At 70.9% G+C, this 15,238-nt stretch carries 14 protein-coding genes and 1 pseudogene; 8 read left to right on the top strand and 7 right to left on the bottom strand.

Annotated elements, in window-relative coordinates:
* Positions 1–25 precede the first annotated feature (25 nt).
* Positions 26–667: pseudogene (locus OG226_RS46415) on the bottom strand (TetR/AcrR family transcriptional regulator); the annotation flags it as partial.
* A 256-nt stretch (positions 668–923) separates the two neighbouring features.
* Between OG226_RS46415 and OG226_RS46410 the strand changes: the two are divergent.
* The 7 genes from OG226_RS46410 to hemC all read left to right on the top strand — a co-directional run bounded on the left by OG226_RS46410 (position 924) and on the right by hemC (position 8,681).
* Positions 924–2,084, top strand: a complete 1,161-nt coding sequence (locus OG226_RS46410) for a sensor histidine kinase (RefSeq protein WP_329352553.1) — start codon at positions 924–926, stop codon at positions 2,082–2,084.
* 22 nt (positions 2,085–2,106) lie between these two features.
* The gene (locus OG226_RS46405) at positions 2,107–2,751 is read left to right on the top strand and encodes a response regulator transcription factor (RefSeq protein ID WP_329352551.1); all 645 of its coding nucleotides are present in this window, start codon (positions 2,107–2,109) and stop codon (positions 2,749–2,751) included.
* Between the two features lie 187 nt (positions 2,752–2,938).
* Positions 2,939–3,886: an ATP-dependent DNA ligase gene (locus OG226_RS46400; protein ID WP_329353716.1), complete on the top strand. Its 948-nt coding sequence runs from the start codon at positions 2,939–2,941 to the stop codon at positions 3,884–3,886.
* A 136-nt stretch (positions 3,887–4,022) separates the two neighbouring features.
* Positions 4,023–4,799, top strand: coding sequence for an NPP1 family protein (locus OG226_RS46395; RefSeq protein WP_328685532.1), 777 nt, complete (start codon positions 4,023–4,025; stop codon positions 4,797–4,799).
* Positions 4,800–4,876: 77 nt separating this feature from the next.
* Positions 4,877–6,439, top strand: coding sequence for an MGH1-like glycoside hydrolase domain-containing protein (locus OG226_RS46390; protein WP_329352550.1), 1,563 nt, complete (start codon positions 4,877–4,879; stop codon positions 6,437–6,439).
* Between the two features lie 225 nt (positions 6,440–6,664).
* Positions 6,665–7,684, top strand: coding sequence for a questin oxidase family protein (locus tag OG226_RS46385; RefSeq protein WP_328685530.1), 1,020 nt, complete (start codon positions 6,665–6,667; stop codon positions 7,682–7,684).
* Between the two features lie 61 nt (positions 7,685–7,745).
* Positions 7,746–8,681 carry a hydroxymethylbilane synthase gene (hemC, locus tag OG226_RS46380; RefSeq protein WP_328685529.1) on the top strand — a complete coding sequence of 312 codons (936 nt, stop codon included), beginning with the start codon at positions 7,746–7,748 and terminating at the stop codon, positions 8,679–8,681.
* A 45-nt stretch (positions 8,682–8,726) separates the two neighbouring features.
* Here hemC and OG226_RS46375 read toward each other — a convergent pair whose 3' ends face one another.
* The 4 genes from OG226_RS46375 to OG226_RS46360 form a co-directional block, all read right to left on the bottom strand.
* Positions 8,727–9,242 (bottom strand): hypothetical protein, encoded by a 516-nt coding sequence (locus tag OG226_RS46375; protein ID WP_328685528.1) that lies wholly within the window; start codon positions 9,240–9,242, stop codon positions 8,727–8,729.
* Positions 9,243–9,431: 189 nt separating this feature from the next.
* On the bottom strand, positions 9,432–10,292 hold the full coding sequence (locus OG226_RS46370; RefSeq protein ID WP_328685527.1) for an ABC transporter permease: 861 nt from the start codon (positions 10,290–10,292) through the stop codon (positions 9,432–9,434).
* Positions 10,252–11,142, bottom strand: a complete 891-nt coding sequence (locus OG226_RS46365; protein ID WP_328685526.1) for an ATP-binding cassette domain-containing protein — start codon at positions 11,140–11,142, stop codon at positions 10,252–10,254. Before OG226_RS46365 ends, OG226_RS46370 begins: the two co-directional genes overlap by 41 nt.
* Complete coding sequence (locus OG226_RS46360; RefSeq protein ID WP_328685525.1) at positions 11,139–11,594, bottom strand: MarR family winged helix-turn-helix transcriptional regulator; 456 nt, start codon at positions 11,592–11,594, stop codon at positions 11,139–11,141. The genes OG226_RS46365 and OG226_RS46360 overlap by 4 nt, the downstream gene beginning before the upstream one ends.
* A gap of 142 nt (positions 11,595–11,736) precedes the next feature.
* Between OG226_RS46360 and OG226_RS46355 the strand changes: the two genes are divergently transcribed.
* Positions 11,737–12,540: a VOC family protein gene (locus OG226_RS46355; RefSeq protein ID WP_328685524.1), complete on the top strand. Its 804-nt coding sequence runs from the start codon at positions 11,737–11,739 to the stop codon at positions 12,538–12,540.
* Here OG226_RS46355 and glgX read toward each other — a convergent pair.
* Positions 12,518–14,683 (bottom strand): glycogen debranching protein GlgX, encoded by a 2,166-nt coding sequence (gene glgX / locus OG226_RS46350; protein ID WP_329352548.1) that lies wholly within the window; start codon positions 14,681–14,683, stop codon positions 12,518–12,520. The genes OG226_RS46355 and glgX overlap by 23 nt on opposite strands.
* Positions 14,680–15,183: a pep a2 gene (locus tag OG226_RS46345; protein ID WP_328685522.1), complete on the bottom strand. Its 504-nt coding sequence runs from the start codon at positions 15,181–15,183 to the stop codon at positions 14,680–14,682. The genes glgX and OG226_RS46345 overlap by 4 nt, the downstream gene beginning before the upstream one ends.
* Positions 15,184–15,238: the final 55 nt, after the last annotated feature.

Genomic DNA, 15,238 nt, shown 5'->3' with positions numbered 1-15,238 from the left:
GTCGAGTGGTTCGGGTGGGGGGGCAGGTGACGGGGGTCCGCGACAGGCCGACGATCACGTCGACGAGACCGGTGGCGGCGTCATGCCAATTCGCCCTGGGCGTGCGGGTGTTCTCGGCGAGGGCGCGCTCGCGTTCGGCGCAGGTGTGGAGGATCAGGCGGCGTGCCATGGAGGCGCGTTCGGCCCGCACCTCGTCGGGCAGCCGGGGCAGGCAGCGCCACAGTCCGTCGACGAGCCGCCGCGGGGACGGGGAGCCGAGGGACTCCTCGACCATGATCCGGTGGAGGGCGGGGTCGGTCATGACCTGGGCGCAGAACCGGGCGTGCCAGGTGGGGCCGCCCAGGGCCGCCAGATGCTCGGTGTTCGGGCGGACCGGACAGGACACCCAGTCCCGTACGGCCGTGGAGTCGCCGATCTCGGCGAGCAGGCGGACCCGGTTCCCCTCGACCCGTTCGGCGTGCTTGCGGGCGATGGCCCGGACCAGGTCGGCCTTGGTACCGAAGTGGTAGCCGACGGCCGCGTTGTCGCCCTGGCCGGCGGCTTCGCTGACGTGGCGGTCGGAGACGGCATGAACACCGTGCTCGGCGAACAGCCGCTCCGCCGTCGTGAGGATCAACTCCCGGGTACCGGCGACCACTTCGGTCCGCACCGTCGTCCCGTCCGCCATCGCGGCCACCGCCGTTCTCCTGGGCCCGCGGCCCAGACAAGCGGAAGCCCTCATTCAGGACAAGCAACTGACTTGACCATCGCCGTTTTCCGGCCACGTGGGCGCCGACGCGAGCAGCGGCTTCACGGGTGCTTCCCTCCGCCCGCTGTGTGGTTTCGTCCCGATCGAGCAGACTTGGATCTTGGCTGACGTGTTGCCTCAACGATTCCGTCGCCCACTCGCCCGCGCCCGGGCCGATGCGCCTAACCTGATCTTCATGCGCGCTACCTTGCGGCAGGCCGCCCGGGCGACAGTCCAGCTGGTCGTCTCGGCCGCGATGGCCTTCGGGTCGTACATCTTCATCACCGTGCTCCTGATCACCGCGATCGCCACGGCCGCGGTGGTCGGCGCGTTCATGCTCCCGGAGACGGTGCTGCTGATACGGCGGATCGCCGGTGCCAAGCGGCAGCAGACGGGCGCGTGGACCGGCCGGAAGATCCCCGAGGCGTACCAACCGCTCACCGGCACCGTGCGGGACCGGGTGCGCACGGCGGTCCGCGACCCGAGCACGCTCACCGACTTCCGCTGGATGGTCGCCTACTACGCCTACGGCGCGCTGCCCGTGCTGATGCTGCCGTTGTGGCCGCTGGGTCTGGTCGTCGACGGCGTGTGGTGCGGGCTGCTGCGCCGCCGGGCCGTCGTCCTGCCGTTGATCAGTCGGCTCGCGGATCTCGACGCGCACTGGTCCACCGTCCTGCTGAAGCCCTCACCGAAGGCCCAACTAGCCGTTCGGGTCGAGGAGTTGGTGCAGACCCGGGCGGGCGCGATCGCCGCGCACGGCGCCGAACTGCGCCGGATCGAACGCGATCTGCACGACGGCACCCAGGCCCGGCTGGTCTCGCTGTCGATGCGGATCGGGCTCGCCAAGCGGGCCTACGACCAGGACCCGGCGGCGGCCCGCAGGATGCTCGACGACGCGCAGACGCTGGCCGAGGAGGCGCTGACGGATCTGCGGCATGTCGTACGCGCCATCCATCCGCCGATCCTCACCGACCGCGGCCTGGTCGGCGCGGTGCGCGCGCTCGCCGCCAGCAGCGCGCTGACCGTCACCGTGACCGTGGACGGGCTGGCCGACGGACACGACGGGCCGCGCGCGCCCGCGGCGGTGGAGGCGGCCGCGTACTTCGTGATCGCCGAGTCGCTGACCAACGCGGCCAAGTACAGCGGCACCGACCGCGCCGACGTCCACCTCGCCCGCGCCCGCACCGGACTGCGCGTCCGGGTGCGCGACGAGGGCCGGGGCGGGGCCGACGAGGCAGGGGGTTCGGGGTTGCTGGGTATGCAGCGCCGGGTCGCCGCGCTCGACGGCAGTGTGACTGTGACCAGCCCCGTGGGGGGACCTACCGTGATCGAAGTGGAGCTGCCGTGCGTCTGGTGAGTGTGGTTGAGGCGGAACTGTCGTGAGAGTCGTGCTCGCCGAGGACAACGCCCTGCTCAGGGAAGGCTTGGTCCTGCTGCTGACGTCGGCGGGGCACGAGGTGGTGGCCGTCGCGGGCAGCGGGCCCGAGGTGCTGCCCGCGCTGCTCGAACACCGGCCGGACGTGGCCGTGCTGGATGTTCGGATGCCGCCCGGTTTCCGCGACGAGGGCCTGCGTGCCGCGCTGGAGGCACGGGAACGCATCCCCGGGCTGCCGGTGCTGGTGCTGTCGCAGTACGTCGAGGAGTCGTACGCCGCCGAGCTGTTGGGGGTCGGCGCGAGCGGGGTCGGCTATCTGCTCAAGGACCGGATCGGCCGCGTGGACGAGTTCCTCGACGCGCTGGACCGGGTGGCGGCCGGCGGTACGGCGCTCGACCCCGAGGTGGTGACCGAGTTGCTCACCCGGCGCCGCGATTCCCCGCTGGACTCGCTGACCCCGCGCGAGCGCGAGGTGCTCAAGCTGATGGCGGAGGGCCACGACAACACGACGATCGCCAAAACCCTGGTGGTCACGGAACGCGCGGTCAGCAAGCACATCGGCAACGTGTTCCTGAAGCTGAGCCTGCCGCAGAGCGACAGTGGGCACCGCCGGGTGCTGGCGGTCCTGGCGTATCTGCGGAACGTGTGACGCACGCGCCGCCGCTCCTCGCGCCCGGGGACGACACGGGCGGCGGCGCGTACGCACACCCGGCACCCCTCTCGCCGAACCACCCCCGTTCAGGCGAACCCGCCCCGAAACACGCGTGCCACCGCCCACCCCCGTCGACACCTCTGCCGTGACCCCGCCACCGACGCCACTCCCCCACATCCCGCCCATGCTCGCCGCCTCCGGTCCGCTCCCGCCCGCCGCGCAGGACTCCCGCTGGGCCTACGAGACCAAACAGGACGGCCAGCGCGTACTCGTCTACCTCCCCGGCGACGGCAGCGTCCTCCTGCGTGCCCGCTCCGGGGAGGACATCACCGCCGCCTACCCCGAACTGCTCGCCCTGGGCCGCGAGTTGGGCTCCACTCCAGCCATCCTCGACGGCGAGGTGCTCGCCCTGGACCAACAGGGCCGCGCCGACTTCCAGTTGCTGCAGGGCCGGATGGGTCTGGCCGGGTCACCGGCGCAGGCGGCGCGCCGAGCCGCCGAAACACCCGTCCATCTCGTGCTGTTCGACATCCCCCACCTCGGACAACCGCTCCTCGCCCTCCCCTACGCCCGCCGACGCGCCGCGCTGGAGCAGTTCGACCTCGACGGCCCGTACTGGTCAACTCCCGCCGCCCTCAACGGACATGGCGAAGAAGCCCTGCGAGCCACCCACGAGCACGGGCTCGAAGGCCTCGTCTGCAAGCGACTGGACTCGGTGTACGAACCCGGGGTCCGTTCCCGCGCCTGGATCAAGATCCGCAACCTGCGCAGCGAGGACGTGCTGGTCGGCGGCTGGGTGCCCGGCAAGGGGCGCCTGACGGGCCTGCCCGGTGCGGTGCTGGTGGGGCAGCGCGCGGGCGGGCGGCTGCGGTACGTCGGCAATGTCGGCACCGGCTGGAGCGAGGCCGAGCGCGCCGAACTGGCCGTACTGCTGCGGGCGGGCGGGACCGACACGTGCCCCTTCGACCCCGTACCGCCGGTCGCCGCAGCGCGCTGGGTGGTGCCCCGGCTGGTCGGCGAGGTCCGCTACAGCACCCGCACCCGGGCCGGGATGCTGCGCCAGCCGTCCTGGCTGCGGCTGCGTCCGGACCTCGCACCGGAGGAGTCGGCGGCGGATCTGCCCGAGGGGTAAGGAAGTTGCGTAGCTCAAGTATTGGGGCGCCCGTTACCGAAGTGACATCCCACCCCCTTGGCGCGTACATGGAAAGTCGGCACCATGAAAGCCCTTTCCCCCATAGCCGTTGGGCTGCACCCAAGAGGAGGACGCAGTGTCGTCCCAGAAGTCCCGCACCCGCCGCGGAAGGTGGCTCGTCGGCCTCGGCGGTGCCGCCGCGCTCGTCATCGCCTTCCCCTCCGCGGCCTTTGCCGCCCCGCCCACGGCGCTGCCCGCGAACGCCGAGGCCGCCGAGCAGACGTATCTGCCGGCCTTCGACTACGACACGGACGGCTGTTACCCGACGCCCGCGATCGGCCCCGACGGGACGATCAACGGCGGCCTGAAACCGACGGGTTCGCTCAGCGGCGAGTGCCACGACGCCTCGGACCTCGACAACACCAACAGCTACTCGCGCTACAAGTGCGACAACGGCTGGTGCGCGTACATGTACGGCCTGTACTTCGAGAAGGACCAGGCCGTCGCCAACTCCAGCATCGGCGGGCACCGCAACGACTGGGAACACGTCGTGGTGTGGGTGCAGAACGGCACGATCCAGTACGTCTCGACGTCCAACCACGGTTCGTTCACCGTGCACGCGGCGTCCGACGTCCGCTTCGACGGCACGCACGCCAAGATCGTCTACCACAAGGACGGCATCGGCACGCACGACTTCCGGCTGGGGAACGCGAACGACGAGCCGCCGGAGAACGCCAAGCACACCTGGCAGTACCCGCCGCTCGTCGGCTGGAACGGCTACCCGGCGGGCCTGCGCGACAAGTTGAGCGCGTACGACTTCGGCAGCGCCAACTTCGGTCTCAAGGACGCGAACTTCGTGGCCCACCTCACCTCGGCCAAGCCGTCCGGAATCACGTTCGACCCCAGCGCCTGACCGAACCGGTCAGGGGGCACCATCGTTCTCAGGGCTCCCGGAGTCATCTCGACCCCGGGAGCCCGAGAGGACGGAACGTGGCAGCTGAACGCGGGATCTCGCGGCGGGCTCTCCTGATCGCGCTGGGCATCGCCGGGGCGACGGCGGTCCCGGCGGGCGCGCAGGGACCGGCTCCCGGGAACGGATACACCGTGCCCACCCTCGCCTTCGACGACCAGGCCGTCCAACGCCGCCTCGGCACCGTCTACGCGTCCGCGCTCAGATCCGTCTCCGGCGCCAACACCATCGGCGCCGACCGCTCGGTGTACGACCGTTCCGGCCTGCTGTCCTATCCGCCCGGCACCGTCGTCCGGGCGGGCGGCGGCTATCCCGCGCCGCAGCGGTGGACGCGGGACGCGGCCGTCAACGCGTGGAGCGGGGTGAGCCTGCTGGCGCCGGACGTCGGCCGCAACACCCTGTGGTCCGTGGTCGACCGCACGCGGGACGGGTTCGTCGTCCAGCAGGACAACCAGTGGTGGGACCAGATCGTGTGGGTCCTCGCCGCGCACCACCACTACCTGGTCACCGGCGACCGGGACTTCCTGACCCGGGCCTACGACACGTCCGCGCATACCCTCGCGGCCCGCCGCGCCCAGCACTTCAACCCGTCGTTCGGCCTCTTCGAGGGCCCCGGCTTCATGAACGACGGCATCTCCGGCTACCCCAGCCCGCCCGCCTCGACATCCGTCCACTCGTCCTTCGTCCTCGACCACCCGCACGCCGACAAGCTGATGTGCCTGTCGACCAACTCCCTCTACCACGGCGCCCAACTCGCCCTCGCCGCCATGTCCGAGGCCCTCGGCCACCCCGTACAGGCCGCGTCGTTCCGCTCGGACGCGGAGCACCTGCGCACGGCGATCGACAAGCACCTGTGGCGCGCGGACGCCGGCACCTACGCCTATCTCGTGCACGGCGAGGGCACGCGTGCCGGGCACGTCGACACCTCGCAGGAGGGCGCGGGCCTGGCCCTCGCGATCCTGCTCGGCGTCGCCGACCCCGAACGTGCCGTCCGGATCCTCGACTCCACGCACTGGCAGCCGTACGGCATCGTCAACGTGTGGCCGCACTTCCCGCGCTTCGACGACCGGCATCCGGGGCGGCACAACGTGATGGTCTGGCCGATGGTCCACGGGCTGTACGGCCAGGCCGCCGCCGACGCGGGCCGCGCCGAGCCGTTCGCCCTCGCCGTCGACACCCTCGCCGATCTGGTCACGGCGGGCGGTGGCTTCTACGAGCTGTACAACTCCGTTTCCGGCGTCGTGGACGGCGGCTGGCAGGGCGGCGCGAGCGGGCATGCCGACCACTTCGTCTCCCAGCCCGACCAGACCTGGTCGGCGACGGCGTATCTCCGCCTTATCCACGACGGCCTGTTCGGCCTGACGTTCACGGACGACTCGCTACGGCTGAGCCCGTGTCTGCCGGCGAACTGGGGGGCGGTGAGTCTGCGGGGGTTGCCGTATCGGGGGATGACGCTGGATGTATCGCTGAGCGGGGGTGGGAGTCGGGTGCAGTCCTGCACGGTGGACGGGGCGCCGGGTTCACCGGTCGTGGCTGCTGGTGGGCGGGGGCGTCGGGTGATCTCGATCGTGCTGGCGGAGTGAGCGATCGGCCGGTTGGGGGTGATGTGCGGCTCCGCCGCGGGGTCTTGATGGGTCGCCGTTCGGGTGCCGCGCCGTCGTGGCTGGTCGCGCCCGCGCGGCGGAGCCGCACATCGGCACAGCCCCGCGACCAATCCGCCTCGGTCCTCGGGACTAGGACCGGAGGTGGGTGGCTCTTCCTCCTTCGGGCCGTTCTGCGGATACAGGACCGGGCCTAGCGTGCTGGGTATGGATACGAGTGGAACGTTGGAAGAAGCATTCGGGCGGCTGCACTCCACCGGGCCCGAGCGGGAGGGGTGGCTCAGTAACCACGCCCCGATGGTTGCCGAGGCGCTTGCCGCGCGTGGCCAGGCGGGGGCCGTTCATCGCTGGCTCGATCTCTATCGGGACAAGCTGGAGGACTTCCCCGAGCCGGTGGCCGCTGTCACGGACGCCAACTGGGCTGACGCGCTGGGGGATTCGCGTCGGGCCGCCGACTGGATCGGCTACTTCTCCCGGGCTCTCGCCGAGCGGCCCTGGCGGGACGTGCTCGCCGTGTGGTGGCCACGGTTGCTGCCCGGGATCGCCGCGGGCGCCACCCATCCGGTCATCCGTGTCGGGCATGCCGTACGGGCCCTCGGTGTGGAGGAGAACGAACCTCGGCTCACCGAACTCGCCCACGGGTTGGGATATTGGGCGGCGCGGCATCAACCCGTCGGCGGCATCGCGGAGTTGGCCGCCGGTCACAGCGCAGCCGGTGCCCTTGACTCCGTGCCGCCCATCGCGGGAGGCGTGGTCGGGTTCCGGGCGCGGCTGGCCGCCGTGCGGCGACTGCCGGTCTGGGCAGGTGAGGTGAGCGATCCGGACGTGGCGCGGGAGCGGCTCGGTGAGCTGGTGGGGGCGGCCACGCATCGTTACGCCACTCACGGGCACGGTGAGCCGACCATGCTGGTGCATGCGGCTACGGCGCCCAACGCCGTGCTGCGCGCCCTGGACGCACTGCCGCGCGAGCTGTGGGTGCCGAGTCTGCACGCGGCGTGGACGGCGTCCGCGGCCGTCACCGCGATGTACGCCCCAAAGGAGGCGATCGACTTCGTTCCACACGTGCGGCTTACGGCCGAAGAGGTGATGGAGCGGGCCCTGGAGCATGGGGACGAGCACGTGATCAAGTTGACGGACACGGCCCTGGATGTCGGGGACGAGCGGGCTCTCGCCGCCGCACTGCGGGCCGTGGAGATCAGTGAGCCCCTCGTGCGGGGGCGGGCCTGACGCTGTTGCCAGGTGCGCCCATCGGTCAACGGCGACATGCCGGACGGTCTATCGTGTCCGCATGTCCGTGCCCGAACTGATCCGTATCGTCTCCCGCGACTCGCCCATGGCGCTGGCCCAAGTGGAGCGTGTGCGCGCCGAGTTGGCCGTCCTTCATCCGCAGGTGCGCACCGAGGTGGTACCGGTCAAGACGACCGGCGACAAGTGGATGGGCGATCTGGCCCTGGTCGAGGGCAAGGGGGCGTTCACCAAGGAGGTGGACGCCGCACTGCTCGCCGGGGTGGCGGACCTCGCGGTGCACTGTGTGAAGGACGTGCCCGCCGACCGTCCGCTGCCGGCCGGTACGACGTTCGCCGCGTTCCTGAAGCGGGACGACATCCGTGACGCCCTGGTCCACCCGGGCGGGCTGACCCTCGACGAGTTGCCGGCCGGGACCCGGATCGGCACCTCGTCGGTCCGGCGGGTCGCGCAACTCGCCGCCACGCACCCGGAGTTGGAATGCGTGCCGTTCCGGGGCAACGTCAACCGGCGGCTGGAGAAGCTCGCGGCGGGTGAGGCCGACGCGCTGCTGGTCGCGATGTCCGGCCTGCACCGCATCGACCGGCTCGACGTGATCAGCGAGGTGCTGTCCCCCGAGGCGATGATGCCGCCGATCGGCGCGGGCATCCTCGCCCTGCAGTGCCGTGAGGGCGACACCGAGGTCATCGACACGGTCAGCGGGCTCGGCCACCCGGAGACGCATCGGGAGGCGACTGCGGAGCGTATGTTCCTGCACGTTCTCCAGGGGCACTGCAACAGCCCGATCTCCGGGTACGCGCAGGTCGACCGGAGCGGTGAACTGTCGCTGCGCGCCTGTGTGTTCACCCCGGACGGCAAGACCCGGCTCAACGCCCACGAGTGGGCGGGCCGCCTGGACCCGGCGACGCTCGGCACGTCGGTGGCGGTGGCGCTGCTGCGGCAGGGTGCCCGCGAGATCATCGACGGCATCCCGCACTGACGCGGGAGTCTCCGGGGGTGCCGGGCCACGCCTGGTCCCGGAGGCTCAGGGGGTACCGGGTTCCGCCTGGTCCCGGAGGAACTTGCTCACCTGGTGGGCCAGGCCGTCCCGCCCCACACCGGCGGCGACGGCCGCCTCGCAGAGACCGATACCGCCCGCCCACAGGCGCCGCTCCGTCCACTCCTCCTCCACCCGCAGCTGGACCTGTACGTCCACCTGCTTCAGCGAGGCCTCGGGACCGGCCGCGTAGACGACGGCGGTGGCGCGGCGCAGCGGATGGACGTCGAAGCCCTCGATGAACTGTGAGCTGCGCCAGTCGATGAAGGCGCTCTCGCCGTCGGGGCCGACCCTGACGTCGATCTGGCCGTCCTCCAGGTGGATGCCGTAGTGCCGTGTGCCGCGGTTCTCGACGGTGACACGGAGCGTGAAGTAGGTCAGCCCTTCGGCCGCGTCGTCGCGTCCGCGTGGCGGCTCGGCGGCGGCCAGGCTGTGGACGCGGACACGCAGACCGGCATGTTCGTCGTACTCCTGCCAGTCCCCGACCACGTTCGGCTCGTACACAGTGCACCCTCTCGACCTCAGAGAGCTGCTTCCTATCTGTGCGCTCAGCGCACTGTCAAATGAGCGGAATGCGCTGTGGCCAGCGTTTTCGACCGCTTGATCACTGATCAAGCCGTGCGCAGCAAGAATCCGCTTTCCGGCCGTCGAATCCCGGTCGGGGGCGTGCCGCACATCACGTCCCGTCCAAGATCAGCGGGCGAGCCGTCCGAGCAGGGAGGAGGCGGCCGCGATGCCCAGTGCGGCGGCCACCAGCAACACGGCGAAGTCGGTGCCCACATGGGACGGGGTGCCGAGCAGCAGCCCGCGCAGGGCGTCCACTTCGTAGCTCAGCGGGTTCACCTTGCTCACCGCCTGCAGCCACCCCGGCATGATCGCCACCGGGTAGAGGGCGTTGGACCCGAAGAACAGCGGCATGGTGATCGCCTGTCCGAAGCCCATCAGCCGGTCCCTGCTGAGCACGATGCCGGCGATGGTCATCGACAGACAGGAGAAGAAGGCCGAGCCGAGGATCACGATCGCCCCGACGCCGATCAGCTTCAGCGGGTTCCAGGTCAGCGCGACCCCGAGGAGCGCGGCGATGACGACCACGACAACGGCCTGGATCAGCGACTTCACGCCGGCCGCGAAGGCCTTGCCGGTGATCAGCGCCGAGCGCGGGGTCGGGGTGACAAGCAGCTTGTTGAGGATGCCCGCGTCCCGCTCCCAGATGATCTGGATGCCGTAGAAGATGGCGATGAACATCGCGGACTGGGCGATGATGCCCGGGGCGAGGTAGTCGATGTAGGGGATGCCGCCGGTGGGGATCGCCTTGATGCGGGTGAAGGTCTGGCCGAAGATCAGCAGCCACAGGGCGGGTTGGACGGCGCGGGTGTACAACTCGGTGCGGTCGTGGCGGAGTTTCTGGAGTTCGACCGCGCACATCGCGATGACGCGGGCGGGCAACAGCCGCCAGCCTGCCCGGGGTTGGGGCGGGGTCAGGAGGAGGTTCAGGTCGTTCTCAAGGGCTGGGTCAGCCGACGCGGTTCGCGGTGCGGCGGGTGCTTCGGACATCGCGGAAACCTCCTGACTGGTCTTCGAGACCGCTGCCGGCTATGTCCCGGAAGACGTCCTCAAGGGTGGGCAGCGGATCGGTGGCGGGCGCTCCGTCGGCGCGCCGGCGTTCGCCGAGGCCCTCCCGGAGCTGGTCCGGGGTGCCCAGGGCGCGGATGCGGCCTCGGTGCATGAGGCCGACGCGGTCGCAGTACTGGTCGGCCTCGTCCATGTAGTGGGTGGTGACCAGGACGGTCATGCCGGTGGCCTCGCGCACGGCGTTGATGTGCTCCCACACGCTGGTGCGGGCGATCGGGTCGAGGCCGATCGTGGGTTCGTCGAGGATGAGCAGGCGGGGCGCGCTGACCAGGGCCTGCGCGAGTTCGAGGCGGCGGACCATGCCGCCGGAGTAGGTGTTGGCGAGCCGGTCGGCGGCGTCGGTGAGGTCGACCGCCCGCAGCGCCTGGGCGACCCGCGCGGCGCGTTCCTTGCGCGGCACGTCGAAGACGCGGGCGAAGAGAGCGACGTTCTCGCGGCCGGTGAGCCCGCTGTCGGCGGACAACTGCTGCGGGACGTAGCCGAGCATGCGGCGCACCGACATCTGTTCCTTGGCCGTGTCGTGGCCGAAGACGTGGACCATGCCCGCCGGGACCGGCAGGAGGGTGGTGATACAGCGGATCGCCGTGGTTTTCCCGGCGCCGTTGGGGCCGAGCAGTCCGAAGACCTCGCCCTCCCTCACGGACAGGTCGAGCCCGTCGACCGCGGTCGTCTCGCCGAAGGAATAGGCGAGCCGGGTACAGCTGACGGCCGCGGACCGCCCGGTGGCGATGTCAGTGGCGGTACCGGTGGCAGCGTCGATGGACGGCGTCATGACTCCTCGGCCTCCTCGTGCAGATTGACGGCCAGTTGGCGCAGGGCCGGGATCGCCGCGCGCAGCGCGTCCCGGTCCGCCTGGTCGAGACGGTCCACCTGGCCCCGTACGAGCGCCGCGCGCCGCGCGTGCCAGTCGCTGAGGCGCCTCTTGGCCGCCTCGGTGAGCTGGAGGCGGGCGGCCCGCCGGTCGGCGGGGTCCGTCTCACGGATCATGAAGCCGTCCCGGACGAGCTGGTTGACGAGCGTCGACACCGAGTTGCTCGCGAGGAACAGCTCCTTCGCCGCGTCCGAGATGCCGATACCGGGCCGGACCTCGACCAGCCGCAGCAGCTCCACCTCGGCGCCGCGCAGCCGCGGCACGGCCATCTCGCTGCGCAGTCGCCTGCGGATCAGCCGCTGGACACCGACGAGCGCGTCGGCCAGCTCTTCCGGGAAGTTCTCCGTCTCCACACTCGGAGATTACCTCTTTAGCAGAGGTAACTAACCCAAAAGGATGGTCAAGACACCTGCTCGGGAGGCAGCGGGACCGGTTCCGGTTGGACACTGGTGGAGACCGGTGGCCGCCGGTCCACGAGATCGGAACGCGACTGCCATGAACCACGACAGCAAACCGTCCCTGAGAGAAGCGGACTCCGTCTCCACCCGTTCGGTGTTCGGCGCACCCTGCTGGGTGAGTCTCACGAGCCGCGACCTGGAGAGCACGGAGGCCTTCTACGAGGCCGTCTTCGGCTGGAAGTGGCGCTCCGCCAGCCTCGGCGACCGCTTCCGGATCGCCACGGCGAACGACACCCCGGTGGCCGGTCTGGCCGCGGTCGCCTCCATGTGGCAGGTCGCGGTGGCGTGGACGCCGTACTTCGCCGTGCCCGACGCGGACGTGGCCGCGGCCCGGGTCCGGGAGCGCGGCGGCACGGTCGCCGTGGGACCGCTCTCCTTCCCGCCCGGCCGCGCGGCCCTGCTCGGCGACCGGGACGGCGCGACCTTCGGCATCTGGGAGGGCGACCTCATCCGCGGCTGGGAGACATGGCGCCGCTCGGCCCCCGCCTTCGTCCGGCTGCGCACCCGCGACGCCTTCGACGCGGCGATCTTCTACGGCGAGGTCCTCGACTGGGCCTCGGCGGACCCGCAGAGCTGTGACGTGCGGTACGAGGGGGGTGAGGTCGTCCTGCGTAGCGGTGGGAACGTCGTGGCCCGGATCGAGTCGGGTGCCCTGGAGGCGGCCCCCGACCCGACCGTCCGCCCGCACTGGCAGGTCCACTTCTCGGTCTCGGACATCAGGTCCTGCGCCCGGATCACCGAGGCGTACGGCGGGAGCGTCCTGCGGGAGAGCACCACCGAGGCCGTCCTGCGCGACCCCGACGGCGCCCGCTTCACGGTCACCTCCCGCGACGCCCCCTGACCCTGGCCGGCTCCCGCGCGGGCCGCGACAACAGCACGAGACCGCGCGCCGCTACGGCCATCTCGGTGCCGGCCTTGTGTTCCGTCTCGTCCGGGGCGCCCTGCGGCTCGGCGGTGTCGATCAGGGTCGTCCAGCGCTCGCCGTAGGCGACGTCGGGCAGGCGGAAGTCGACGGGCTCCCAGTAGCTGTTGAGCAGGAGCAGGAACGAGTCGTCGACGACGGGCCCGCCGCGCGGGTCGCGTTCGGCGATGGCGTCACCGTTGAGGAACACGCCCACGCTGTGCGCGTCGGAGCGCTGCCAGTCCAGGTCGGCCATCTCGCGGGCGTCGGGCAGCAGCCACACCAGGTCGGGCAGCGGCTGTCCGGCGTGCACGGCGGTCTCACCGCGGAAGAACCGGCGCCGCCTCAGCACCGGATGCGCGGCGCGCAGCCCGATCACATACCGCGTGAAGTCGGCGAGTCCACGCTGCTCGTCGGTCAACTCCCAGTCTATCCAGGAGACTTCGTTGTCCTGGCAGTAGGCGTTGTTGTTGCCACGCTGGCTGCGGCCCAGTTCGTCGCCGTGGCCGAGCATCGGGATGCCCTGCGAAAGGAGCAGCGTGGCAAGGAAGTTGCGCTGCTGACGCGCGCGCAGCTCCAGCACGGCGGGGTCGTCGGTCTCGCCCTCGGCCCCGCAGTTCCAGGACCGGTTGGCGCTCTCACCGTCCCGGTTCCCTTCCCCGTTGGCCTCGTTGTGCTTGTCGTTGTACGAGACCAGGTCGCGCAGGGTGAACCCGTCGTGCGCGGTGACGAAGTTGACGCTGGCGCGCGGTCGGCGCCGGCTGTGCTGGTACAGGTCGGAGGAGCCGGTGAGCCGGGACGCGAACTCGCCGAGCGTGTGCTCGCCGGCCCGCCAGAAGTCCCGTACGGCATCACGGTACTTGCCGTTCCACTCCGACCACAGCGGCGGGAAGTTGCCCACCTGGTAGCCGCCCTCGCCCACGTCCCACGGCTCGGCGATGAGCTTGACGCGGCTGATCACCGGGTCCTGCTGGATCAGGTCGAAGAACGCCGACAGCCGGTCCACCTCGTGGAACTGCCGGGCCAGCGTGGCCGCGAGGTCGAAGCGGAAGCCGTCGACATGCATCTCGGTGACCCAGTAGCGCAGCGAGTCCATGATCAGCTGAAGGACGTACGGGTGCCGCATCAGCAGACTGTTCCCGGTGCCCGTCGTGTCGTAGTAGTGGCCCCAATCGCCGTCCACCAGACGGTAGTAGGAGGCGTTGTCGATGCCCCGGAAGGAGAGGGTGGGGCCCTTCTCGTTACCCTCGGCGGTGTGGTTGTAGACCACGTCGAGGATGACTTCGAGCCCGGCCGCGTGCAGCGCCTTCACCATGGACTTGAACTCGGTGACCTGGCGCCCGCGTTCGCGGTGTGCGGCGTAGGCGTTGTGGGGAGCGAAGAAGCCGATGGTGTTGTAGCCCCAGTAGTTGGACAGGCCCCGGTCCTGGAGCACCCCGTCCTGCACGAACTGGTGCACCGGCATCAACTCGACTGCGGTCACGCCGAGTTGGACGAGATGCTCCACGACCGCAGGGTGCGCGAGCCCCGCGTACGTCCCCCGGAGTTCCTCGGGGACCTCCGGGTGGGTGCGGGTCAGCCCCTTCACATGGGCCTCGTAGATCACCGTGTCGGCGTAGGAGCGCCGGGGCGGGCGGTCGTCGCCCCAGTCGAAGGCCGGGTCCGTGACCACGCCGAGCATGCCGTGCCCGGCGCTGTCGCCGGGGGCGGGTCCGGCCGAACGCTCGTACAGCGAGGGGTCGTTGTCGATCTGGCCGTCCACCGCCCGGGCGTACGGATCGAGGAGCAGTTTCGCCGGGTTGCAGCGGTGCCCGACGGCCGGAGCCCACGGACCGTGCACCCGGTAGCCGTAGCGCTGACCGGGCCCGACGCCCGGCAGATAGCAGTGCCACACGAAGCCGTCGGCCTCGGTCAGCCGAATGTCGCGGTGTCGGCCGTCGTCGTCGACAAGGACGAGGTCGACACGTTCGGCGACCTCGCTGAACAGGGCGAAGTTGGTGCCCGTCCCGTCGTAGGCGGCCCCCAGGGGAAAGGGGTGCCCGTTCCAGACGGACACCCCTTTCCGGGACGGGCGCGCGGTCACTTGGCGTCCTCCAGGACGCCGTGTGTCGGGCGGGCCGGCAGGGCGGCCGGTACCTCGCGCGGGAGTTGGAGCATCTCCCGCAGACGCGGCGCGGGCGTCCTGGGGACCCGGGGCACGCGTTCGCCGCTGCGGGCGCGCTGCGAGAACCAGATGACCTTGCTACCGGTGTCGGTGGCGCAGCAGCCCCAGCCGTCGCTCATCGCGGCGATCCGGGCGAGGCAGGCGCGCAGGTCCTGGTCCGGGCGCAGATCGCGGTCGTTGTCGCCGATGGCGGTGATCAGGTGCTGCCCGTTCCACCACAGCTCTATCGACGTGTGCTTGTCCGTGGCGTGCTCGTCGATGGCCCGCAGCAGCAGCTCGGCGCCGCGACAGACGGGCTCCACGAGGATCTCCAGGTCCCAGAGTCGGAGGTGGGCGGCCAGGATGCGCCTGACCTGCCCGACCCGTTCCTGGCTGACGTCCACATCGAGGTGGTAGTAGCAGGGGACTGCGGTCTTCATCGTCGTTGGCTCCCTACCGGCGAAGCTCACGCTTCCCCTCGCCCTGCGGGGCCGG

It is taken from the genome of Streptomyces sp. NBC_01261 (assembly GCF_036226385.1).
GTDB lineage: Bacteria > Actinomycetota > Actinomycetes > Streptomycetales > Streptomycetaceae > Streptomyces.
Note: the sequence above shows the minus strand (reverse complement) of the source record. Positions and strands in the feature narration are given on the sequence as shown.